The sequence below is a fragment of the Mesorhizobium sp. WSM4898 genome (assembly GCF_029625845.1).
Classification (GTDB): Bacteria; Pseudomonadota; Alphaproteobacteria; order Rhizobiales; family Rhizobiaceae; genus Mesorhizobium.
On record NZ_JARTVQ010000003.1, the window covers coordinates 290,401 to 311,277 of the forward strand.

Annotated in this window: 24 protein-coding genes and 1 pseudogene; 14 read left to right on the forward strand and 11 right to left on the reverse strand. The window is 63.3% G+C overall.

Going from position 1 to position 20,877, the window contains the following annotated elements:
- Window positions 1-5: 5 nt before the first annotated feature.
- The 6 genes from uvrA to P9228_RS16100 form a co-directional block, all read right to left on the reverse strand.
- The gene (gene uvrA, locus P9228_RS16075) at window positions 6-2,927 is read right to left on the reverse strand and encodes an excinuclease ABC subunit UvrA (protein WP_278054302.1); all 2,922 of its coding nucleotides are present in this window, start codon (window positions 2,925-2,927) and stop codon (window positions 6-8) included.
- Between the two features lie 750 nt (window positions 2,928-3,677).
- Complete coding sequence (locus tag P9228_RS16080) at window positions 3,678-3,944, reverse strand: hypothetical protein (protein WP_245466679.1); 267 nt, start codon at window positions 3,942-3,944, stop codon at window positions 3,678-3,680.
- 81 nt (window positions 3,945-4,025) lie between these two features.
- The gene (locus P9228_RS16085) at window positions 4,026-4,631 is read right to left on the reverse strand and encodes an ATP-dependent Clp protease proteolytic subunit (RefSeq protein ID WP_066992448.1); all 606 of its coding nucleotides are present in this window, start codon (window positions 4,629-4,631) and stop codon (window positions 4,026-4,028) included.
- Window positions 4,632-4,654: 23 nt separating this feature from the next.
- Window positions 4,655-5,146 (reverse strand): SRPBCC domain-containing protein, encoded by a 492-nt coding sequence (locus tag P9228_RS16090; RefSeq protein ID WP_278054304.1) that lies wholly within the window; start codon window positions 5,144-5,146, stop codon window positions 4,655-4,657.
- Window positions 5,143-5,457: a metalloregulator ArsR/SmtB family transcription factor gene (locus P9228_RS16095; protein WP_127242267.1), complete on the reverse strand. Its 315-nt coding sequence runs from the start codon at window positions 5,455-5,457 to the stop codon at window positions 5,143-5,145. The genes P9228_RS16090 and P9228_RS16095 overlap by 4 nt, the downstream gene beginning before the upstream one ends.
- 44 nt (window positions 5,458-5,501) lie before the next feature.
- Entirely contained in the window at window positions 5,502-5,930 is a 429-nt protein-coding gene (locus P9228_RS16100) for a cupin domain-containing protein (protein ID WP_347404303.1), read from the reverse strand.
- A gap of 144 nt (window positions 5,931-6,074) precedes the next feature.
- Here P9228_RS16100 and P9228_RS16105 point away from each other — a divergent pair, with 144 nt between their 5' ends.
- The 3 genes from P9228_RS16105 (at window position 6,075) to P9228_RS16115 (ending at window position 7,556) form a co-directional block, all read left to right on the forward strand.
- Entirely contained in the window at window positions 6,075-6,593 is a 519-nt protein-coding gene (locus P9228_RS16105) for a single-stranded DNA-binding protein (RefSeq protein WP_067319755.1), read from the forward strand.
- A 34-nt stretch (window positions 6,594-6,627) separates the two neighbouring features.
- Entirely contained in the window at window positions 6,628-7,026 is a 399-nt protein-coding gene (locus P9228_RS16110; RefSeq protein WP_278054306.1) for a DUF2306 domain-containing protein, read from the forward strand.
- A gap of 104 nt (window positions 7,027-7,130) precedes the next feature.
- Window positions 7,131-7,556: an OsmC family protein gene (locus P9228_RS16115; RefSeq protein ID WP_095777762.1), complete on the forward strand. Its 426-nt coding sequence runs from the start codon at window positions 7,131-7,133 to the stop codon at window positions 7,554-7,556.
- A gap of 17 nt (window positions 7,557-7,573) precedes the next feature.
- Here P9228_RS16115 and P9228_RS16120 read toward each other — a convergent pair whose 3' ends face one another.
- The 3 genes and pseudogenes from P9228_RS16120 to P9228_RS16130 all read right to left on the reverse strand — a co-directional run bounded on the left by P9228_RS16120 (window position 7,574) and on the right by P9228_RS16130 (window position 9,231).
- The gene (locus tag P9228_RS16120; RefSeq protein ID WP_066992466.1) at window positions 7,574-8,203 is read right to left on the reverse strand and encodes a MarC family protein; all 630 of its coding nucleotides are present in this window, start codon (window positions 8,201-8,203) and stop codon (window positions 7,574-7,576) included.
- Window positions 8,204-8,294: 91 nt separating this feature from the next.
- Window positions 8,295-8,668, reverse strand: a pseudogene (locus P9228_RS16125) (VOC family protein).
- Window positions 8,669-8,700: 32 nt separating this feature from the next.
- Entirely contained in the window at window positions 8,701-9,231 is a 531-nt protein-coding gene (locus tag P9228_RS16130) for a hypothetical protein (RefSeq protein WP_278054309.1), read from the reverse strand.
- A gap of 84 nt (window positions 9,232-9,315) precedes the next feature.
- On the opposite strand from P9228_RS16130, the gene P9228_RS16135 reads away from it, so the two are divergent.
- Both P9228_RS16135 and gyrA read left to right on the forward strand, forming a co-directional pair.
- Window positions 9,316-10,146: an AraC family transcriptional regulator gene (locus P9228_RS16135; RefSeq protein WP_278054310.1), complete on the forward strand. Its 831-nt coding sequence runs from the start codon at window positions 9,316-9,318 to the stop codon at window positions 10,144-10,146.
- A gap of 187 nt (window positions 10,147-10,333) precedes the next feature.
- Window positions 10,334-13,129: a DNA gyrase subunit A gene (gyrA, locus tag P9228_RS16140; protein WP_067319763.1), complete on the forward strand. Its 2,796-nt coding sequence runs from the start codon at window positions 10,334-10,336 to the stop codon at window positions 13,127-13,129.
- Between the two features lie 48 nt (window positions 13,130-13,177).
- On the opposite strand, the gene P9228_RS16145 is transcribed toward gyrA, so the two are convergent.
- Entirely contained in the window at window positions 13,178-13,330 is a 153-nt protein-coding gene (locus P9228_RS16145) for a hypothetical protein (protein ID WP_082953674.1), read from the reverse strand.
- Window positions 13,331-13,523: 193 nt separating this feature from the next.
- Here P9228_RS16145 and coaD point away from each other — a divergent pair, with 193 nt between their 5' ends.
- The 7 genes from coaD (at window position 13,524) to tgt (ending at window position 18,162) form a co-directional block, all read left to right on the forward strand.
- Window positions 13,524-14,024 carry a pantetheine-phosphate adenylyltransferase gene (coaD, locus tag P9228_RS16150; protein WP_095780560.1) on the forward strand — a complete coding sequence of 167 codons (501 nt, stop codon included), beginning with the start codon at window positions 13,524-13,526 and terminating at the stop codon, window positions 14,022-14,024.
- A 167-nt stretch (window positions 14,025-14,191) separates the two neighbouring features.
- Complete coding sequence (locus tag P9228_RS16155; RefSeq protein WP_245322426.1) at window positions 14,192-14,689, forward strand: peptidylprolyl isomerase; 498 nt, start codon at window positions 14,192-14,194, stop codon at window positions 14,687-14,689.
- Window positions 14,690-14,718: 29 nt separating this feature from the next.
- Window positions 14,719-15,231, forward strand: coding sequence for a peptidylprolyl isomerase (locus tag P9228_RS16160; RefSeq protein ID WP_066992487.1), 513 nt, complete (start codon window positions 14,719-14,721; stop codon window positions 15,229-15,231).
- 11 nt (window positions 15,232-15,242) lie between these two features.
- Window positions 15,243-15,692 (forward strand): DMT family transporter, encoded by a 450-nt coding sequence (locus P9228_RS16165; RefSeq protein WP_095780558.1) that lies wholly within the window; start codon window positions 15,243-15,245, stop codon window positions 15,690-15,692.
- Entirely contained in the window at window positions 15,692-16,780 is a 1,089-nt protein-coding gene (queA, locus tag P9228_RS16170) for a tRNA preQ1(34) S-adenosylmethionine ribosyltransferase-isomerase QueA (protein WP_095825318.1), read from the forward strand. The genes P9228_RS16165 and queA overlap by 1 nt, the downstream gene beginning before the upstream one ends.
- Window positions 16,770-17,039 (forward strand): hypothetical protein, encoded by a 270-nt coding sequence (locus tag P9228_RS16175; RefSeq protein ID WP_095780556.1) that lies wholly within the window; start codon window positions 16,770-16,772, stop codon window positions 17,037-17,039. The genes queA and P9228_RS16175 overlap by 11 nt, the downstream gene beginning before the upstream one ends.
- Window positions 17,032-18,162: a tRNA guanosine(34) transglycosylase Tgt gene (tgt, locus tag P9228_RS16180; RefSeq protein ID WP_278054313.1), complete on the forward strand. Its 1,131-nt coding sequence runs from the start codon at window positions 17,032-17,034 to the stop codon at window positions 18,160-18,162. Before P9228_RS16175 ends, tgt begins: the two co-directional genes overlap by 8 nt.
- Before the next feature lie 6 nt (window positions 18,163-18,168).
- Here tgt and P9228_RS16185 read toward each other — a convergent pair whose 3' ends face one another.
- Window positions 18,169-18,588 carry a DUF4864 domain-containing protein gene (locus P9228_RS16185; RefSeq protein ID WP_066992501.1) on the reverse strand — a complete coding sequence of 140 codons (420 nt, stop codon included), beginning with the start codon at window positions 18,586-18,588 and terminating at the stop codon, window positions 18,169-18,171.
- Window positions 18,589-18,866: 278 nt separating this feature from the next.
- On the opposite strand from P9228_RS16185, the gene P9228_RS16190 reads away from it, so the two are divergent.
- Both P9228_RS16190 and P9228_RS16195 read left to right on the forward strand, forming a co-directional pair.
- Window positions 18,867-19,103: an Lrp/AsnC ligand binding domain-containing protein gene (locus tag P9228_RS16190; RefSeq protein WP_066992504.1), complete on the forward strand. Its 237-nt coding sequence runs from the start codon at window positions 18,867-18,869 to the stop codon at window positions 19,101-19,103.
- Between the two features lie 168 nt (window positions 19,104-19,271).
- Complete coding sequence (locus tag P9228_RS16195; protein ID WP_066992507.1) at window positions 19,272-20,684, forward strand: circularly permuted type 2 ATP-grasp protein; 1,413 nt, start codon at window positions 19,272-19,274, stop codon at window positions 20,682-20,684.
- Window positions 20,685-20,877 lie beyond the last annotated feature (193 nt).

Sequence of the window (20,877 nt, forward strand, 5' to 3'; positions counted from 1 at the left end):
CTTGCTCACTCGGCCGCTTCGCGCTTGCCCCCGGGGCGCCGCTCCAGAAGCTCCTTCAGGAACTGGCCGGTGTAGCTGCGCTTTTCGCGCACGATCGCTTCCGGCGTGCCGGAGGCTACCAGCTCGCCACCGCCGTCGCCGCCCTCGGGGCCGAGGTCGAGCACCCAGTCGGCGGTCTTGATGACTTCGAGGTTGTGCTCGATCACCACCACCGTGTTGCCCTGGTCGACCAGCTCATGCAGCACTTCCAGAAGCTTGGCGACGTCGTGGAAATGCAGGCCGGTGGTCGGCTCATCCAGGATGTAGAGCGTCTTACCGGTCGCCTTGCGCGACAGTTCCTTGGCCAGCTTGATGCGCTGCGCCTCGCCGCCGGAGAGCGTCGTCGCCTGCTGGCCGATGTGGATGTAGCCGAGCCCGACCTGCTTCAGCGTCTCCAGCTTGTCGCGCACGCCGGGCACCGCCGAGAAGAACTCGACGCCTTCCTCGACCGTCATGTCGAGCACGTCGGCGATCGACTTGCCCTTGAACAGCACGTCCAGCGTCTCGCGGTTGTAGCGCTTGCCATGGCAGACGTCGCAGGTGACGTAGACGTCGGGCAGGAAGTGCATCTCGATCTTGATGACGCCGTCGCCCTGGCACGCCTCGCAGCGGCCGCCCTTGACGTTGAAGGAGAAACGGCCCGGCTGATAGCCGCGCGCCTTAGCCTCCGGCAGACCGGCGAACCAATCGCGGATCGGCGTGAAGGCGCCGGTATAAGTGGCGGGGTTGGAGCGCGGCGTGCGGCCAATCGGCGACTGGTCGATATCGATGACCTTGTCGAGGAACTCCAGGCCCTCGATGCGATCATGCTCGGCCGGATGCTCGCGCGAGCCCATGATGCGGCGTGAGGCCGCCTTGAACAGCGTCTCGATCAGGAAGGTCGACTTGCCGCCGCCGGAGACGCCGGTGACGCAGGTGAAAGTGCCGAGCGGGATCTCCGCCGTGACGTTTTTCAGATTGTTGCCGCGCGCGCCGACGACCTTGATACGCCGGTTCTTTTTCGCCTCGCGGCGCACCGCCGGCGTCGCGACCTCGAGCTCGCCCGACAAATACTTGCCGGTGATCGAGGCGGGCGTCGCCATGATCTGCTGCGGCGTGCCTTGCGCGATGATCTCACCGCCATGGATGCCGGCGGCCGGGCCGATATCGACGACATAGTCGGCATGCAGGATGGCGTCCTCGTCATGCTCGACGACGATCACCGTGTTGCCGATGTCGCGCAGGTGCTTCAGCGTATCGAGCAGGCGGGCATTGTCGCGCTGGTGCAGACCGATAGACGGCTCGTCCAGGACGTAGAGCACGCCCGTCAAGCCTGAGCCGATCTGCGAGGCCAAACGAATGCGCTGGCTCTCGCCGCCCGACAGCGTGCCGGAATTGCGCGACAACGTCAGATAGTCGAGGCCGACATCGTTCAAGAAACGCAGGCGCTCGCGGATTTCCTTCAGCACCCGGACGGCGATCTCATTCTGCTTTTCGTTGAGCTGCGCCGGCAGATCGGTGAACCACCGGTCGGCCTTGCGGATCGACAGCTCCGTGACCTCGCCGATGTGCCTGCCGGCGATCTTGACTGAGAGCGCTTCCGGCTTCAGCCGGTAGCCGTTGCAGGCGGGGCAGGGGGTGGCCGACATGAAGCGCTCGATCTCCTCGCGCATCCAGGCCGATTCCGTTTCTTTCCAGCGCCGGTCGAGGTTGGGGATGACGCCCTCGAAGGTCTTGGTCGTTTTGTAGGACCGCAGGCCGTCGTCATACTGGAAGGTGATCTCGCGCTCGCCCGTGCCGTGCAGCACGGCCTGCTGCGCCTCGGCGCTCAGATCCTTGAACTTGTCGCCGAGCTTGAAGCCATAGGCCTTGCCCAAGGCCTCAAGCGTCTGCGCGTAATAGGGCGAGGTCGATTTCGCCCACGGGCTGATGGCGCCGTCGCGCAGCGAGACATTCTCGTCCGGCACAATGAGGTTGGCGTCGATGGCGCGCTGGCTGCCGAGGCCGTCGCAGGTCGGGCAGGCGCCGAACGGATTGTTGAAGGAGAACAGCCTGGGCTCGATCTCGGGAATGGTGAAGCCGGACACCGGGCAGGCGAATTTTTCCGAGAACATGATGCGCTCATGCGTCTCGTTCTTCGACTTGTTGACCGAGTCCTCGCCCGTCCGGCTGGCGTCGAGCGGCTTGTCGGCGAACTCGGCCACCGCAAGCCCGTCGGCGAGCTTCAGCGCCGTCTCCATCGAATCCGCAAGCCGCGTCGCCAGATCGCCGCGAACGACGATGCGGTCGACGACCACGTCGATGTCGTGCTTGTATTTCTTGTCCAGCGCCGGCACCTCGGCGATCTCGTAGAAGACGCCGTCGACCTTGACGCGCTGGAACCCTTTCTTCTGCAGCTCCAGAAGTTCCTTGCGGTATTCGCCCTTGCGGCCGCGCACGATCGGCGCCAGTAGGTAGAGACGCGTGCCCTCGTCCAGCGCCAGCACGCGGTCAACCATCTGGCTGACCGTCTGGCTTTCGATCGGCAGGCCGGTGGCCGGCGAATAGGGAATGCCGACGCGGGCGAAGAGCAGGCGCATATAGTCGTAGATTTCGGTGACGGTGCCGACTGTCGAGCGCGGGTTGCGCGAGGTCGTCTTCTGCTCGATCGAGATGGCGGGAGACAAGCCGTCGATCTGGTCAACGTCCGGCTTCTGCATCATCTCCAGGAACTGGCGGGCATAGGCCGAAAGGCTTTCGACATAGCGGCGCTGACCCTCGGCATAGATGGTGTCGAAGGCGAGCGACGACTTGCCGGATCCCGACAGGCCGGTCATGACGATCAGGCTGTCGCGCGGCAGGTCGAGATCGACGTTCTTGAGATTGTGTTCGCGCGCGCCGCGAATGGAAAGATATTTTTGGTCGGCCATCGCCGGTCGCCGCCTTCAGGTCTGGAATTTGCTGGATTGGCGGGTTTGTCCCGGCCATCCCCTATGTAGGTAATCTCGTCGCCGCGTCGAGAGACGCCACAATCTCGACCAACGCGTTTAACCGCCTTTCGCGCGAGCGGGCAAGCGGAAAGAACAAAGGCCGAACACCCTCCTGACAAAGCGCTGTGGAAACAGCGGCTGCAAAAACCGTCGCGACCGATCGGTCGAAGGCATTCGATTTACCTGGACGTAACCTCCGATCGATCACATTTTCCTGTAACCGGCTCTTCAACGGTTGACGTCTCGGACCCATGGGGGCAGTCTCAAAGGCGTCAACGAAGCCGGCCGTCTGTCGATGGCCTCGTCACCCAGAGGTGGCCTGCGAGACGCCGCAGGCTTCAGCGATTTGCGCTTCGGACGACATTGCCACAACGGACCAGGAGCGGAGCATGACGCCACCGGACAGTCCCTTGAGGCTCCACGAAGCGATGGAGCCGCGGCGGGCATAGAGCCAGGGTAGGCGTGAGCGCCTCCCGAAAAACGTGACCTGCCGATTCCTACAATCAGAGACCATAGTCGGATCGTCGGCTGAAAGCCGCGTTGCATCCGAAACCGAACGCCGGCAGTCCACTCCCGGCTAAAATTGGGTTTCAGATCCATGAAAGCCCCGTCCACCTGCGGAAGCAGTGGCGGGGCTTGCATTTTGCGAGTCGAAGGTCCGTCGCCGGCGTCCGCAATGCGGGGTAAGCTTCAGTGGTTGGGAGGCCTGATGGCGCCCGTTGCCATGTCGATGGTTATGCTGCCCGAAATCCTGACATCGGTGTCGCCGATCTTGAACGTGCCGTTGCTGCCGGCTGGCAGTGAGTCGTCAGGCTCGGGCTGCGGCGCGGGCTTGGCGATACGGTAGTCGCTGCTCACGCCGGGCAGTTTTTGTGTCGAATTGTCGTCGGCAAAAGCGGCGGTGCCGACCGCAAGCACGCCGGCGACTGCGACAACGGCAAAACCCAGATTCGTCAAGGAACGCGCTCGGATCATGCGCGAACTATAGAGGCGCGCCGAAGGCGAGGCCAGATGCGCCGCAATCAATTTGCCGCGCGGTCAGGCCGCCTTCTTGCGCGTGTCGTAGACATGGTCGACGAGGCCCCAGGCCTTAGCTTCCTCGGCGGTCATGAAATAGTCGCGGTCGAGCGTGCGCTCGACCTCGTCATAGGTCCGGCCGCAATGCTTGGCGTACAGCTCCGTCATGTGGCGCTTGGTGCGCAGGATGTCCTCGGCGTGGCGCTGGATGTCGGAGGCCTGGCCCTGGAAGCCGCCCAGCGGCTGATGCAGCACGATCCTGGTGTTGGGCAGCGCGATGCGCCGACCGGGCGAGCCCGCCATCAACAGGAATGAGCCCATCGAGGCGGCAAAGCCCATGCACACCGTCGACACCGGGCAGGAGATGTACTGCATGGTGTCGTAGATGGCGAAGCCGCTGGTCACCACGCCGCCCGGCGAGTTGATGTAGATCGATATCTCCTTGTCGGGATGGTCCGATTCCAGCGACAGGAGCTGCGCGCAGACCAGCGCCGACACGCCGTCATTGATCTCACCGTTGATGAAAACGATGCGTTCGCGCAGCAGCCGCGAGAAAATGTCGAAGGCGCGTTCGCCGCGGCTCGACTGCTCGATCACCATCGGCACGAGATTGGCAAAGGCGCTCATCGCAGATCTCCTCGGTTCTTTGGTCAAGCCGCGCGCAGCATCATGCTTGGCGCGTTGGCGGCAGCTGGGCTCTTGCGCGCGTGGAGCGAAATCCCGCAGCCGGCGCCGGAAACGGCGACGACAGGTTGCGCGACCGTCGCGAAACCATCATGGACGATGCTGAGATGCGTGCCGCCGGAAACCGTGCGCGCGAGCGTGAAGGTGACAATGCTGTCGAAGATGGGGCCGTCGAATGCCGGTAGCCGGTCGGCAGCGTCCACGCCCGGTCGCTCACGCCAGGAATAGCGCAGCAGCTTGCCGGGCTCGGCCTCGAGCACTTCGCACTCGATCGGCGCGTTTGGTCCGGCAAAGGCAAAGCGCTCGCCGATCGCCGGCTTGATGTCGTTGGGCATCAGCCAAGCGGCGAGCAGTTCCGGCTCGGTGAGCGCCCGCCAGACTTTTTCCGGCGGATCGGGAAGCTCGCATTTGAAGCTGAGCGGCGCGTTGGCCGCTGCCGGGTGTTTGGTAATCGTCATTGGTCCATTTCCTTCAGAACCCGCTTCAAACGCTCGATGCGCTCCGGCCAGAAGGCGCGGTAGCGTTCGATCCAGCCGAGCAAGGGATCGAGCCCTTGAGGTTCGGCGCGGTAATAGGCGTTGCGGCCCGCGCGCCGCTCGATCACCAGTCCGGCGCCGCGCAGCACGGCAAGATGCTGCGAGACGGCCGGCTGCGACACGCTCACGCCGGCGCGCAGCTCGGACACCGTCAATTCGCCGGCCGCGAGCCGCTCGTAGACGGCCCGGCGTGTCGGATCGGCCAGGGCCCGGAAAATCTCTGCTTCGATCATGCACAAAGCATAAGTCGATACTTATTGGTTTGGCAAGCGCCGTTTTAGGCCGTCCAGCGTCTCACCGGCTCCGCGGCTCCGTCGAAGCTTGCCTCGAAGATTGGCGATGCGAGCACGGCATGGATGTGAAGCGTGCCGGAAGCTACGTTTCGAAAGCCATGCTTGCGGTGCGCGGGAATGATCAGGGACTGCCCGGCGGCAAGCACGGCCCGGCGGTCGTCGACCCACATTTCGGCTTCGCCGGCAATCACCGTCAGTACTTCCTCGACTTTGTGCGCATGCGTTGGTGCGCCGCTACCCGGTCCGACCCACTGCTCGAATATGCAAAGGCCCGCCGCGCCATTGGCGGCGGCAACATGCATGCGGGTTTCGACTCCGGCGCGCCACGTTTCGCGCGGCTGATCCTCATGCGAAACAACGTTCATTCCGATATCCCCTTTTTCCTGCCCAGGAATACTACCTGTTGCTGACATTCCTTGACAGAAACAGCGGTCAAGACTAGAACGAAGAGAGAACAAAAACCTTGTGGGAAAAGCCAGCCTTCGCGGGCATGGGCGAACCGCAGGCTGTAAGGTGAGCGACTTAAAATTTGTTTCGGATGAGCGCGGAGAAGTACGATGGCGGGTAGCGTCAACAAGGTCATTCTGGTCGGCAATCTCGGGGCGGACCCTGAAATCCGCCGCCTGAATTCGGGCGACCCGGTCGTCAACATCCGCATCGCCACGTCGGAAAGCTGGCGCGACAAGAATTCCGGGGAGCGCAAGGAAAAGACGGAGTGGCACAATGTCGTCATCTTCAACGACCAGCTCGCCAAGGTGGCGGAGCAGTATTTGAAGAAGGGCATGAAGGTCTATGTCGAGGGCCAGCTGCAGACGCGCAAATGGCAGGACCAGACCGGCAACGATCGCTACACGACTGAGGTCGTACTGCAGAAATTCCGTGGCGAGCTGCAGATGCTCGACGCGCGCGGCGAAGGCGGCGGCCAGGTCGGCAGTTATGCCGGCGGCGGCAACAGCCGGGGTTCCGATTTCGGCCAGTCGGGTCCGAACGAAGGCTTCAGCCGTGGCGGCGGTGGCGGTTCCAGGGGCGGTGGCGGTGGTTCGTCGCGCGAGCTGGATGACGAGATTCCGTTCTGAAGGTCTCGCAATCGTCGTTTGAGGGGAAGGCGCGATGTCGCTCGGACCGTTGCTGACAGCGCCTCCTCCCATTCCATGGCACGCGTTCGCCGCCTTCGCCGCGCTGGCGATAGGCGGGGCGCAACTGGCATTGCCGAAAGGCACGACACGCCACCGCGTCTTGGGCTATGCCTGGGCAGCGCTGATGCTGGTCGTCGCCGTCTCGAGCTTCTGGATCCAGCAGATACGCCTGATCGGGCCGTTCAGCCCGATCCACATCCTGTCGATCCTGGTGGTTGTCACCGCCCCGCTGGCGGTCTGGTATGCGCACACCCATAAAGTGGCCGCGCATCGCAGCGCCATGATCAACCTCTACCTATTTGCGCTGATCGGCGCCGGCATCTTCACGTTGCTGCCCGGCCGCATCATGCACACGGTCGTATTCGGCCAATAAACAATTTCGAGCGAAAGTGCGTCGCGGTTTTCCGTCCGGAATTGCCTATAGTTGATAGTTGCGGCGATAGTCCGCTTGCAAAGCAGCGTCTAAGGAAGATCATCGTGAAAGCACGCGTCAAATGGGTTGAGGAACGCACCTTTGTCGGCGAGTCCGGCAGCGGTCACAAAGTCGTGCTGGGCACGGCGCATGGGCCGGAAGGCCGGACGCCAGGGCCGAGCCCAATGGAGCTGGTGCTGATCGGCACCGGCGGCTGCTCGGCCTACGACGTGGTCCATATCCTCGAAAAAGGTCGCGAGGCGGTCGAGGACTGCGTGGTCGAGCTGGACGCGGATCGTGCCGAGACGGAACCGCGCGTCTTCACCCGCATCCACATGCATTTCATCGTCAAGGGTCGCGCGCTGTCGCGCGACAAGGTGAAAAGGGCGATCGATCTGTCGATCGAGAAATACTGCTCGGCCACCGCCATGATGGCCAAGACGGCGGCCGTCACGCATGATTTCGAGGTGGTCGATACAGCAGTGAAATAAGGCAGTAGGGATGCTGCTCAGGCAGCCATCAGCGCCCTTACGCCGTCGGCGACGAACTGCACCGCAAGCGCCGCCAGGATGACGCCGAGCAGCCTCGTCAGGATCGAGCGGCCGGTCTGGCCGAGGATGCGGTCGATGCGCTCTGCCAGCACGAACACCAGAAAGGTGAGCACAAGACAGATCGCGATGATGCCGACCAGCGCCGCTTGCGCGGCAAAGCCCTCGAAGTGTCCTGACAGCAGCACTGTCGCCGATATCGCGCCGGGACCGGCGATCAGCGGGATCGCCAGCGGAAAGGCGGCGATGTTGTGGATCATGTCCTTGGTGATGGCGACGTCGCCGATCTTCTCCTTGCGGTCCTGACGGCGCTCGAACACCATTTCGAAGGCGATGAAGAAAAGCAGGAAGCCGCCGGCGACGCGGAAGGCCGGCAGCGTGATGCCGAACACCGACAGGATCGACGCGCCGGCGACGGCGAACAACGCCATCACCAGAAAGCCGATCACCGAAGCTCGCACCGAGACCTGCTGGCGCTCGTCCCGGTTCATGCCACGCGTGACGGCGAGGAAGAGCGGTGCCAGCCCGGGTGGATCGATGGTCACCAGGATGGTGACGAAGGCGTTGAACAGGGTGTCGAAGCTCGGCATCGCTGGTCCCCTCCCGCCTGGCGAAGCCCAAGCCCTGCATTCGTAGAGCAAAGCGGGAGCGGTGGGAACAGCACGGGAGGATTTCAGCCGGCTATTCAGCTTTGTTGCAATAAGCCTCGAGCCGGTAGCCGTCAGGGTCGATTACGAAGGCGGCGTAGTAGTTGTCGCCATAGGCGGCGCGCGGGCCGGGCCGGCCATTGTCCTTGCCACCCGCAAGCAAGGAGGCCGCATGGAAAGCGTCGACGCCGGCGCGTGTCGGTGCGGCAAAGCAGAAGTGCAGGCCGGAGTCCGCGTCGGCCGGGACCGGCCGGCCTCATTGACCCAGAGTTTTACGGTCCTGGCGCCGTAGCCGAGCGAGCCGGGTGACTGGCTGAGGCACGAGTAGCCGAGGGGCTCCAAAGCGGCGTCGTAGAAGCGCTTCGAGGCGCCGCTGTCGCGGACGCCGATCGAGATATGGTCAAGCATCGTTTTCTCCATAAATACAGGTGGTTAATCGGTCAGGCTGGAGTCGAGCGCCGCGCCAGGAACTCGACCTCGGTGCGCCAGGTTTTGCCGCCGTCATGCGAACGCTCGCCAAGCCAGCGGAAGGCGTTCTCGGTGATGTGCGAAAAGCTCCAGCGCACCGAGGAGCCGGTGCCGTCGGCGCCGATCTGAACGATCGTGTCGCCTTCGGCGCGGCCGAGCTGGCGGCTGTAATACTGGTTGCGCGGATCGCTCCAGAAGATATGCCAGGCGTCCGCGCCGGGGTCGTAGACGCGCAGCGTCGAGCCGTAGAAGGTCCATGGCCCGAGAGAGGCTTGCACCCCGGCATTCCGCGCGGGCAGGATCCAGACGTCCTGGACCGCCTTGCCCTCCAGAACCCAGCCGAAATGCACCTCGCCGCGCCCAGTGAGCCTGGTGCCGTCCTCCAGCGTGCGCGTGGCGTCGAAGGTCCAGGCGCCGATGAAGCGGCCGTAGAGTTTGAGCTTCTCGGCGAGATCCGGATTGGGAGCGTCGCTGTGCAGGGCTTCGGCAAAGGGATCGGTCATGGTTGCTGCCTCGTTTGTCAGGAGAGGCGAGCAATAGGGGCATGGCGGGGTTCTGGGCTTGGGAAAAATTGCTATTTTTTCGCGATGGCGACGACTGAGAAAAACCTGGCCTCAGGGCATGGCTGGCAGGTATCCGACGTGATCTGCACGGCTCGCGCCGGCGACCGCCCGTTTGAAGAACAGCATCGCGGTTTCTGCCTCGCCGCCGTGACCAGAGGCACGTTCCGCTACCGGACGCGCCAAGGCACCGCAATGCTTGCTCCAGGCGCCATCCTGCTCGGCAATCCGGGCGCCTGCTACGAGTGCGGCCACGAGCACGGCGCCGGCGACCGCTGCCTCTCCTTCCATTTTTCGCCGGCCTATATGGAGCGCGTCGTCGCCGATGTGCCGGGCGCAAGCCGGCTCGGCTTTGCCGACCCACGCCTGCCGCCCTTGCCGGGGCTGGCGCCGTTGCTAGCGGAGGCGGCGCAGCAAACGGGCGACGGCGAGGCGTTCGAGGAACTCGGTCTGCGCATTGCCTGCGCGGTGGTCGGGGCTGCGGCCAATTCGTCCGAGGTTGCCCGGACACCCAGCGCCCGCGACCAGAAACGCGTAGCCGAGGCGGTGCGTTTGATCGAGCTCAACGCCGATCGCCGGCTATCGCTGACCGAACTCGCCGACGGCACGGCGACCAGCCCGTATCATTTCCTGCGCACGTTCCGTCATGTCGCCGGCATGACGCCCTATCAGTTCCTGCTGAGGACCAGGCTGCATCGGGCCGCGGTGCGGCTGTGCGCGTCGAACGAAGCGATCTCGACGATTGCGTTCGATGCCGGCTTCAACGACCTTTCGACCTTCAACCGGAGGTTCCGGCGCGAGATGGGAGAAGCGCCCGGCGCCTACCGCTGCAAACGGGCGGGCAGACGCGGGCATTAGCCAAGGCCGTTCGAGATCGACTTGGCCTGCGAGCTCAAAGTGTGGCTTTGGCCATATCGTCGCAATCAGCGGTATCCATTTGAAATTGCCGCCGAAATTGTCTTTGGAAAAGTGCCGTAGCCATTGGAGTTTCAGCCCGGCTTCCTATATAAGCGGCGAGTGATTCCCGACTGGATTGTGACCTGATTTGACCGACCAGAAGACACCGCGCGGGCCGGAGGGCGGCCCCACCGGCATCGAGCCGATTTCGATCATCGAGGAGATGCAGCGCTCCTATCTCGATTACGCCATGAGTGTGATCGTCAGTCGGGCGCTGCCCGACGTGCGCGACGGCCTGAAGCCGGTGCACCGCCGCATCCTCTATGCCTCGCATGAGAGCGGCTATCACTGGAACCGCAAATATGTGAAGTCGGCGCGCCCGGTCGCCGACGTGATGGGTAAATACCATCCGCATGGCGACGCCTCGATCTATGACGCGCTGGTGCGCATGGCCCAGGATTGGTCGCTGCGCGTGCCGCTGATCGACGGTCAGGGCAATTTCGGCTCGATCGACGGCGACCCGCCGGCGGCGATGCGCTACACCGAGTCCCGGCTGACCAAGGTTGCGCATGAGCTGCTGGAGGACATCGACAAGGAAACCGTCGATTTCCAGGACACCTACGACGCCTCCGCCACCGAGCCCAAGGTGCTGCCGGCCCGCTTCCCGAACCTGCTCGTCAACGGCTCGGGCGGCATCGCCGTCGGCATGGCCACCAACATCCCGCCGCACAATCTGGCCGAAGTCTGCAACGGCGCCATCGCCATCATCGACAATCCGGCGATCGACCTGCCTGCGCTGATGGAGATCGTGCCCGGTCCGGATTTCCCGACCGGCGGCATCGTGCTTGGCCGCTCCGGCATCTACAATGCCTATTCGACGGGCCGCGGCTCGATCGTCATGCGCGGCCGCGTCAACATCGAGGCGCGCGGCAACGACCGTGAATCGATCATCATCACCGAGATTCCCTATCAGGTGAACAAGGCGGCGATGATCGAGAAGATGGCCGAACTCGTGCGCGAGAAGCGCATCGAGGGCATCTCCGACATCCGCGACGAGAGCGACCGCCAGGGCTACCGTGTCGTCGTCGAGCTCAAGCGCGAGGCGGTCGCCGACGTCATTTTGAATCAGCTTTACCGCTTCACGCCGCTGCAGACCTCGTTCGGCGCCAATATGGTCGCGCTGAACGGCGGCAAGCCGGAAGTGCTGACGCTGATCGACATGCTGAAGGCCTTTGTCGGCTTCCGCGAGGAGGTTATCAGCCGGCGCACGAAATATCTTCTGCGCAAGGCGCGCGAGCGCGCCCATGTGCTGGTCGGTCTCGCTATCGCCGTCGCCAACATCGATGAGGTGATCAAGCTGATCCGCACCGCGCCAGATCCGCAGACCGCGCGCGAGCAGTTGATGGAACGGCGCTGGCCATCGCACGACGTCGCTCCGCTGATCCAGCTGATCGATGATCCGCGCCACCGCATCAACGAGGACGGCACCTACAATCTATCCGAAGAGCAGGCCCGCGCCATCCTCGACTTGCGCCTGCAGCGCCTGACCGCGCTCGGCCGCGACGAGATCGCCGACGAGTTGAACAAGATCGGCGCTGAAATCCTTGATTACCTTGACATCTTGTCTTCTCGCGCGCGCATCCAGCAGATCGTCAAGGACGAGCTGATCGCCGTCCGCGACGAGTTCGGCACGCCGCGCCGCACGGAACTCGCCGAGGGCGGGGCGGACATGGAAGACGAAGACCTGATCCAGCGCGAGGACATGGTCGTCACGGTCAGCCATTCCGGCTACATCAAGCGCGTGCCGCTGTCGCTCTACCGGGCGCAGCGTCGCGGCGGCAAGGGCCGCTCCGGCATGTCGACCAAGGAAGAAGATTTCGTCACCCGGCTATTCGTCGCCAACACGCATACGCCGGTGCTGTTCTTCTCCTCGCGCGGCATCGTCTACAAGGAAAAGGTCTGGCGCCTGCCGGTCGGCAACCCACAGTCGCGCGGCAAGGCGCTGATCAACATGCTGCCGCTCGAGCAGGGCGAGCGCATCACCACCATCATGCCGCTGCCGGAGGACGAGACGAGCTGGGGCGAGCTCGACGTGATGTTCGCAACCACGCGCGGCACCGTGCGACGCAACAAGCTGTCCGACTTCGTCCAGGTCAACCGCAACGGCAAGATCGCCATGAAGCTGGAGGAAGAAGGCGACGAAATCCTCGGCGTCGAGACCTGCACGGACAATGACGACGTGCTGCTGACGGCGAATTCCGGCCAGTGCATCCGCTTCTCGGTCTCCGATGTGCGCGTCTTCCAGAGCCGCAATTCCGTCGGCGTGCGCGGCATCGCCATGGCCGAAACCGACCGCGTGATCTCGATGTCGGTGATCGAACATGTAGATGCTTCACCGGCTGAGCGCGCGGCCTATCTCAAGCGTGCGGCATCCGAGCGTCGGCTTGCCGCCGGCGGTGCAGCCGAGGAGGAAGAGATCGCGCTGACCAATGAGGAGATCGGCGAGGAAGCCGAGCTTTCCGACGAGCGCTACGAATTCCTCAAGATGCACGAGCAGCTTGTGCTGACGGTGACCGAATACGGCTACGGCAAGCGTTCCTCGTCCTATGATTTCCGCCTGACGGGTCGCGGCGGCAAGGGCATCCGCGCCACGGATGTCTCGAAAGTGGCCGAGATCGGCCGGCTGGTCGCGACCTTCCCGGTCGGCAACGACGATCAGATCATGCTGGTATCGGATGGCGGCACCGTCATCCGGGTCCCGGTCGATGGCATCCGCTTCGCCAGCCGCGCCACCAAGGGCGTGACCATCTTCAACACCGCCGAAGGTGAGAAGGTGGTGTCGGTCGAGCGGATTTCGGAGCCGCAGTCGGACGAGGAAGCCGAGGAAGCGCCTTCGGGTGAAGCCGACACCGCAGAAGATTCGGGCGAGGGAAATCCCGAATAGCCTTACTGCGCGCCACCGGCCCTTGGCCGGTGCGATCATGGCTGGAAGTCAGCGGCGGTGGTACAGGTTGCGGCCTACGAAGCCATCGAGCCGCTTGGTGTTGGTCTTGATGCGCACCCGCGCCGCTTCCTGGTGCAACCCGAATGCGGTGGCGATCAGCATCACGATGGTCATTGCAGTGGCAAGCATGTAGATCAGCATTTGCGTGTTCTCCTGCGATCACAACGATAAAGATGGTGCTTTGGTTTCATCTCCTGAAGCGGCAAGCTGGTGAATGCTGTGTGAAGCGTTCGTGATTGTCGCATTCGTCTGTCGTTGACGTCCGTGAAAAGGTTCACGACCGGGCGTAGCAATGGGATTTGCCTTTGTCGGAGAGGCTCGCTAGAAGCCTGCCATGACCGAACGCACCGCCCTTTACGCCGGCTCCTTCGACCCGCTGACCAATGGTCACCTCGACGTGTTGAAGGCTTCGCTTGCCGTGGCCGACACCGTCTACGCTGCAATCGGCATTCATCCCGGCAAGACGCCGCTGTTTTCCTTCGAGGAACGCGTGAAGCTGATCGAGGCCGCGACCAAGGCGGAATTCGGCCGCGACAGCGACCGCATCAAGGTCGTCTCCTTCGATGGGCTGGTCATCGACGCCGCCAGGAAGCATGGCGCCTCGATCATCATCCGCGGCCTGCGCGACGGCACCGATCTCGACTATGAGATGCAGATGGCGGGCATGAACGAGACCATGGCGCCGGAGCTGCAGACGGTTTTCCTGCCGGCCAGCCCGTCAGTGCGCACCATTACCGCCACACTTGTCCGCCAGATTGCGTCGATGGGCGGCGACATCCGCCCGTTCGTGCCGGCGGCCGTCGCAGGCGCCCTCACTGCCAAATTCGCGAAATAGTGCATGTCGCCCAAAAGTGGATCCCGGTTTTGGGGCAACGACATGCACCCAAACAAAGACTTTCGGAGAACCTCATGCAGCTGAAAAAGCTCGCTTCGTTACTTGTCGTGCTTGCCGGCGTTTTGGCGGCGTCCTTGCCGGCCTCGGCAGCCGACAAGGAAAACACCATGATCATCACGCTGAAGGAGGGTGACGTGACCGTCGCGCTGCGTCCCGATCTCGCGCCGAAGCATGTGGCGCAGATCAAGAAGCTGGTGCGCGAGGGCGCCTATGACAATGTCGCCTTCCACCGCGTCATCGACGGCTTCATGGCCCAGACCGGCGACGTCAAGTTCGGCAACATGAAGAAGGGTTTTAATCCCGAGGCTGTCGGCACGGGCGGATCCGACCTTCCCGATCTGCCTGCCGAGTTCTCGCAGACCGAGCAATTCACCCGTGGCGTGGTCGGCATGGCCCGCTCACAGGACCCGAACTCGGCCAATTCCCAGTTCTTCATCATGTTCGCGCCCGCGCCGAACCTCGACGGGCAGTACACCATTGTCGGCAAGGTGGAGAGCGGCATGGATCTGGTGGACAAGATCAAGAAGGGCGATGAGGCGGACAACGGCACGGTCAAGGACCCGGACCGCATGATCAAAGTTCGCATCGCTGCCGACAACAAGTAACTACTCGATTTTCAAAAGGATTTTCTGACATGGCTGAGATCAAGGACCGCGAGAACGCGCTCATCATGGAAACGACCAAGGGCGAGGTCGTCATCGAAATGTATCCGGACCTTGCGCCCGGTCACGTCGCGCGTATCAAGGAACTGGCTCGCGAGGGCGCCTATGACGGCGTGGTGTTCCACCGTGTCATCGACGGCTTCATGGCGCAGACCGGCGACGTCAAGTTCGGCAACTCCTCGAAGCCGACCTTCGCTCCGTCGCGCGCCGGCATGGGCGGCTCCGACAAGCCGGACCTCAAGGCCGAATTCTCCAACGCCAATCACGGCCGCGGCACCTGCTCGATGGCGCGGGCGCAGAACCCGAACTCGGCGAACTCGCAGTTCTTCATCTGCTTCGACGATGCCTCCTTCCTCAATCGCCAGTACACGGTCTGGGGCCAGGTTATCGAAGGCATGGAGAATGTCGACAAGATCAAGCGCGGCGAGCCGGTGCAGGATCCCGACAAGATCGTGTCGCTGAAGGTCGCGGCCGACGTCAAGTAAGGCATAGAACGATGATGGGCGCAGTCTGGTCCCTGCTCGGCATCCTGTCCGGCGCCTTCATCGCCATCCAGGCGCCGATCAACTCGCAACTGGCGCGCGGCCTCGGCCTTCCGGTCGCGGCCGCCGCTTTCTCGTTCCTGTCGGGCGCCGTCGTTCTCGGTATCATCGCGGTCGCCGTGGTGAAGCTGCAGGGCCTCTCGCTCGACTGGAAGGCGCCGGCACCCTGGCTGTTCGTCGCCGGCGGCATGCTCGGCGGATTCTACGTCACGCTCTCCACCATTCTCACGCCGCGCATCGGCGCGGCGGCGCTGATGGCCTTCCTGGTCGCCGGCCAACTGATCGCCGGCATGCTGGTCGACCGTGCCGGCTTCCTTGGTGTTGCCGTGCGCGAGGTCTCGCTTGGCCGCGTGGCCGGCGCCGTGCTGCTGCTCGTAGGAGCGCTGCTCATCCGGCTCTACTAATGCGCGTCGATCTTTTCGACTTCGACCTGCCGGAGGAGTGCATTGCGCTGCGCCCGGCGGAGCCGCGCGACAGCGCCAAGCTATTGGTGGTCAAACCGGGCGAAACGCTGCGCGACCGCACCGTCAGCGATCTGCCGTCGCTGCTGAGAGAAGGCGACGTGCTGGTATTCAACGATACCAAGGTCATTCCGGCCCAGCTGAAAGGCATCCGCAAGCGCGGCGAAGCGATGGCGCAGGTCGAGGCCACGCTGCATATGCGGCTTGCGCCGGACCGCTGGCGGGCCTTCATGCGGCCCGGCAAGCGCATCGCCGTCGGCGACCGCATTCATTTCGGCCACGACCAGAATTCCTGCTTTCTCGGCCAGCTCGACGCGACGGTGATCGAGAAAGGCGAGGCGGGCGAGGTGTTGCTCGGCTTCGACCTCTCGGGCGTCTTTCTCGACGAGGCAATGCACGCCGTAGGCCACATCCCATTGCCGCCATACATCGCCTCGAGGCGAGATGACGACGAGCGCGACCGCAGCGACTACCAGACCATCTATGCCAGGGAAGAGGGCGCGGTCGCGGCCCCCACCGCCGGCCTGCATTTCACGCCGGAGCTGTTTGCAGCGCTGGAAGCCAAGGGCATCGAGCGGCGCTTCGTCACGCTGCATGTCGGCGCCGGCACTTTTTTGCCGGTTAAGACCGACGACACCGCCGACCATAAGATGCACGCGGAAACGGGCTTGGTGAGCCAAGAAACGGCAGACGCGCTCAACGCTGCAAGGGCGCGGGGAGGGCGGCTTGTCGCCGTCGGCACGACCTCGCTGCGCCTTCTGGAAAGTGCTGCGCTTGAGGATGGCAGGATCGAGGCCTGGTCCGGGCCGACCGATATCTTCATCACCCCCGGCTACCGCTTCAAGACAGCTGACATGTTGATGACCAATTTCCATCTGCCGCGCTCGACGCTGTTCATGCTGGTCTCGGCCTTCAGCGGACTGGACGCGATGCGTTCGGCCTATGCGCATGCCATCGAGAGCCGCTACAGGTTCTACTCCTACGGGGACTCCAGCCTGCTTTATCGAGCGGAGACGAGCGATGGACGATGATCTAGAGAGAATGGACCGCGAGGCGCTCATCGCGGAAGTGACAAAGCTGCGCGCCGGTATCCGCGCGCATCGCGATGCGACCGGCCATGATCTCTGCTGGCATCATCCCGACCTCTGGGACCTGCTGCCGGAGAAGACCGAGCCGGCGATCGCCGTGCCGCCGTGGCCGAAATTCATGCGCGGCTGCATCCGCTACCGGCAGTCGCTCGACGAGCAGGCACCCGGCGCCCCGGTGCACGACAAGGAATTCGATGGCTGAGACTTTCTCTTTCAAGCTGCTCGCCACCGACGGTAATGCGCGGCGCGGCCTCATCAGCATGCCGCGCGGCGAGATCCGCACGCCGGCCTTCATGCCGGTCGGCACCGGCGGCACCGTCAAGGCCATGTATATGGATCAGGTGCGCGGCGTCGGCGCCGACATCATCCTCGGCAACACCTATCATTTGATGCTCAGGCCAGGCGCCGAGCGCGTGGCGAAGCTCGGCGGCCTGCATGAATTCGCGCGCTGGCCGCACCCGATCCTGACCGATAGCGGCGGCTTCCAGGTAATGTCGCTGTCGAAGCTGAGGAAGCTTAGCGAAACGGGCGTCACCTTCCGCTCGCATATCGACGGTGCGCGCTACGAGATGTCGCCGGAGCGGTCGATCGAAATCCAGGGGCTGCTCAATTCCGATATCCAGATGCAGCTCGACGAGTGTACGGCGCTTCCCGCCAAGCCGAAGGAAATCGAGCGCGCCATGGAACTGTCGCTGCGCTGGGCCGAACGCTGCAAGGCGGCGTTCGGCGATCAGCCGGGCAAGGCGATGTTCGGCATCGTGCAGGGCGGCGACAGTGCTGTGATGCGCGTGCGTTCGGCGCAGGCGCTGGCGGCGATGGACCTCAAAGGCTATGCCGTCGGTGGGCTGGCGGTCGGCGAGCCGCAGGCGGTGATGCTGGAGATGCTGGACATAACCTGCCCGGAACTGCCGGCCGACAGGCCGCGCTACCTGATGGGTGTGGGTACCCCGGACGACATCTTGAAATCCGTGGCACGCGGCATCGACATGTTCGACTGCGTGATGCCGACGCGCGCCGGCCGCCATGGTCTGGCCTATACGCGCCGCGGCAAGATCAACCTGCGCAACGCCCGCCATGCCGACGATCCGCGTCCGCTGGACGAGGAAAGCGACTGCCCGGCCGCGCGCGACTATTCGCGCGCCTATCTCCATCATCTCGTTCGCTCGCAGGAGTCGCTCGGCGCAATGCTGCTCACCTGGAACAACCTGTCCTACTACCAGAAACTGATGCAGGACATCCGCGCCGCGATCGAGGCAAAAGCCTTCGAGACGCGCGCTGCCGAGATTTCGGAATGCTGGGCGAGGGCCGATCTGCCGGCGCTATGAGCGCTTTTATGTGCTCACCGAAGTCGCGGCGCGCAGGCTGCAGCCGGTGATCTTAAAGCTGCCGTCGGGCTGCTGTTCGAGCGTGTACACCGCCTCATAGTCCTTGCCGTCGGGCCCGACGATCAGCACCTGCTGGACGATCGAGGCCGGCCCGGTCTGCTCCACCTTGCCGAAGGAATAGTTCTGCGGCCTGCGCACCGGCGCATAGCCGTTGGTCACCATGTTCATGAAGGTGTCGACGGTCGGGAAGATCCGCTTCACATTTGGCGCGGCGAAGCTGTAGGCGGTGGCGCCGTCATCGGCGAGAAAGGCCTTGAGCTGGCTGTCGATGACTGTTTGCGCCGCTTTGATCTCGGCGTCACCGGCGAAGGCCATGGATGCAAGAACCATCGGAACGAGAGCGAGTGCGAACAATACGCGGCGCATGGCCTGTCTCCAGAATTCGCGTGGAACAACTATCATACGCTGGCCGGCGTGCCGTGGTTTCACCGTTTCGCAGATTTCTTGCCTGCATGGATGCCTCCGCTAGGACCTGACCTGAGGTGTTCCCGAACTGTCCTTGGTGGCGTCCCCGGGCCGGTGTGGCATGCCGATCGCGGAATTGCGGCAAGCGGCCGCCAAGGCGCGTGCAGCCTGATGCTTGAAAGCCCGTCGCCAGTCTGCCACAAGGGCCGCTCATTCGCGAAGACTGGCAGGACCGGGAAATGAAGGCATTTTTCGTGCAGATAAAGTGCGATCTGGGCAAAGCCTATGAGGTCGCCAGCGCGCTCGCCGATGCCGAGATCGCCTCCGAAATCTATTCGACCGCCGGCAATTACGACCTGCTCGCAAAATTCTATGTCGACGACGAGGAAGACATCGGCCACTTCATCAATGAACGGGTGCAGATCCTGCCTGGAATCAAGGACACCTTCACCATCGTCACTTTCCGGGCGTTCTGATTTGCCGTTTGATGCCCGCTCACCGGGCATGAACTGACCCGGCGTCGCTCCCGCTGCCCTAATCGTAGGCAATTTGCATAGGACGGCCGCCAGCGCCGCCCAAATCATCGATTGCGCTTGATTTTCTCCAGCCGGGCCAGTGAAATGGCTTCAGAGGGGAGTACGCGATTGGCAGCGTTCGACGAAATGCTTCCGGAAGTCTCCGGATTGAGAAGACCATACCAGGCTTATGATCGCTGGCTGAAGGAACAGGACCCGGCTAGGCTCACCCAGAAAATGGAGGACGCCGAACGCGTCTTCCGCAAGACCGGCATCACCTTCGCCGTCTATGGCGAGCAGGAAGCTTCCGAACGGCTGATCCCCTTCGACATCGTCCCGCGCATCATTTCCGGCCAGGAATGGCGCCGGCTGACGCAGGGCATCGAGCAGCGCGTGCAGGCGCTCAACGCCTTTCTCGACGATATCTACCACCGCCAGGAAATCCTGCGCGCCGGGCGCGTTCCCAAGGAGCTGGTGGCGAAGAATGAAGCGTTCCTGCCGGAGATGATCGGTGTGAGACCGCCGGCCGGCGTCTACACCCACATCATCGGCGTCGACATCGTGCGCATCAGCGAGAATGAATTCTACGTGCTCGAGGACAATGCCCGCACGCCGTCGGGCGTCTCCTACATGCTGGAGAACCGCGAGACGATGATGCAGCTCTTCCCGGAGCTGTTCCAGCAGATCAAGGTGCGGCCGGTGGAGAACTATCCGCAACTGCTGCGCCAGTCGCTGGCGGCGGTGCGGCCGCAGAGCGCAAAGGGCGCGCCGACCATCGCGGTGCTGACGCCGGGCAGCTACAACTCCGCCTATTTCGAGCACGCCTTCCTCGCCGACCAGATGGGCGTGCAACTGGTCGAAGGACAGGATCTGCGCGTGGTCGACGGCCATGTCACGATGCGCACCACCGAGGGCTACAAGCAGATCGACGTGCTTTACCGGCGCGTGGACGACGCCTTCCTCGATCCGCTGACCTTCCGGCCGGATTCCGCGCTCGGCGTGCCGGGCATCATGGATGTCTATCGGGCCGGCAACATCACCATCGCTAACGCGCCGGGCACCGGCATCGCCGACGACAAGGCGATCTATTCCTACATGCCCGAGATCGTCGAGTTCTACACAGGCCGCAAGGCGATCCTCGGCAACATCCCGACCTGGCGCTGCTCGGAACCCGACAGCCTGAAATATGTGCTGGAGCACATCGGCGAGCTTGTCATCAAGGAAGTGCACGGCTCCGGCGGCTACGGCATGCTGGTCGGCCCCGCGGCGACCAAGAAGGAATGCGAGGCGTTCGCCAAGAAGCTGCAGGCCAAACCCGGCAACTACATCGCCCAGCCGACGCTCGCGCTGTCGACATGCCCGATCCTGACCGAGAAGGGGCTGTCGCCGCGCCATGTCGATCTCAGGCCTTATGTGCTGGTTTCGGATCGTATCCAGATCGTCCCGGGCGGCCTGACTCGCGTCGCGCTCAAGGAGGGGTCGCTTGTGGTCAACTCCTCGCAAGGCGGTGGGACGAAGGACACGTGGGTGTTGGATGATTAAAGGGCGAATAGAGAGTAGCAAATAGCGAATAGCGAATAGCGAATAGGGAAAGAGGGGGATCCGACGCAATCAATTCTTATAGAGACCTAATTGTTTGGAAGGTGGCCAAACTGACGAAATCGGAAAAATGCTGCGATCGATGATCAGGAGCCTTCAACAGAGATCATGAAATCTTTTTTTCGCTACTCGCTAC

Bases quoted from the DNA above. Each gene is read 5' to 3' on its own strand.
- uvrA (WP_278054302.1), bottom strand. From the start codon at position 2,927: ATGGCCGACCAAAAATATCTTTCCATTCGCGGCGCGCGCGAACACAAT.
- P9228_RS16085 (WP_066992448.1), bottom strand. From the start codon at position 4,631: ATGAGCGCCTTTGCCAATCTCGTGCCGATGGTGATCGAGCAGTCGAGC.
- P9228_RS16090 (WP_278054304.1), bottom strand. From the start codon at position 5,146: ATGACGATTACCAAACACCCGGCAGCGGCCAACGCGCCGCTCAGCTTC.
- P9228_RS16095 (WP_127242267.1), bottom strand. From the start codon at position 5,457: ATGATCGAAGCAGAGATTTTCCGGGCCCTGGCCGATCCGACACGCCGG.
- P9228_RS16100 (WP_347404303.1), bottom strand. From the start codon at position 5,930: ATGTCAGCAACAGGTAGTATTCCTGGGCAGGAAAAAGGGGATATCGGA.
- P9228_RS16105 (WP_067319755.1), top strand. From the start codon at position 6,075: ATGGCGGGTAGCGTCAACAAGGTCATTCTGGTCGGCAATCTCGGGGCG.
- P9228_RS16110 (WP_278054306.1), top strand. From the start codon at position 6,628: ATGTCGCTCGGACCGTTGCTGACAGCGCCTCCTCCCATTCCATGGCAC.
- P9228_RS16120 (WP_066992466.1), bottom strand. From the start codon at position 8,203: ATGCCGAGCTTCGACACCCTGTTCAACGCCTTCGTCACCATCCTGGTG.
- P9228_RS16130 (WP_278054309.1), bottom strand. From the start codon at position 9,231: ATGACCGATCCCTTTGCCGAAGCCCTGCACAGCGACGCTCCCAATCCG.
- P9228_RS16135 (WP_278054310.1), top strand. From the start codon at position 9,316: ATGGCGACGACTGAGAAAAACCTGGCCTCAGGGCATGGCTGGCAGGTA.
- P9228_RS16145 (WP_082953674.1), bottom strand. From the start codon at position 13,330: ATGCTGATCTACATGCTTGCCACTGCAATGACCATCGTGATGCTGATC.
- coaD (WP_095780560.1), top strand. From the start codon at position 13,524: ATGACCGAACGCACCGCCCTTTACGCCGGCTCCTTCGACCCGCTGACC.
- P9228_RS16155 (WP_245322426.1), top strand. From the start codon at position 14,192: ATGATCATCACGCTGAAGGAGGGTGACGTGACCGTCGCGCTGCGTCCC.
- P9228_RS16160 (WP_066992487.1), top strand. From the start codon at position 14,719: ATGGCTGAGATCAAGGACCGCGAGAACGCGCTCATCATGGAAACGACC.
- P9228_RS16165 (WP_095780558.1), top strand. From the start codon at position 15,243: ATGATGGGCGCAGTCTGGTCCCTGCTCGGCATCCTGTCCGGCGCCTTC.
- queA (WP_095825318.1), top strand. From the start codon at position 15,692: ATGCGCGTCGATCTTTTCGACTTCGACCTGCCGGAGGAGTGCATTGCG.
- P9228_RS16175 (WP_095780556.1), top strand. From the start codon at position 16,770: ATGGACGATGATCTAGAGAGAATGGACCGCGAGGCGCTCATCGCGGAA.
- tgt (WP_278054313.1), top strand. From the start codon at position 17,032: ATGGCTGAGACTTTCTCTTTCAAGCTGCTCGCCACCGACGGTAATGCG.
- P9228_RS16185 (WP_066992501.1), bottom strand. From the start codon at position 18,588: ATGCGCCGCGTATTGTTCGCACTCGCTCTCGTTCCGATGGTTCTTGCA.
- P9228_RS16190 (WP_066992504.1), top strand. From the start codon at position 18,867: ATGAAGGCATTTTTCGTGCAGATAAAGTGCGATCTGGGCAAAGCCTAT.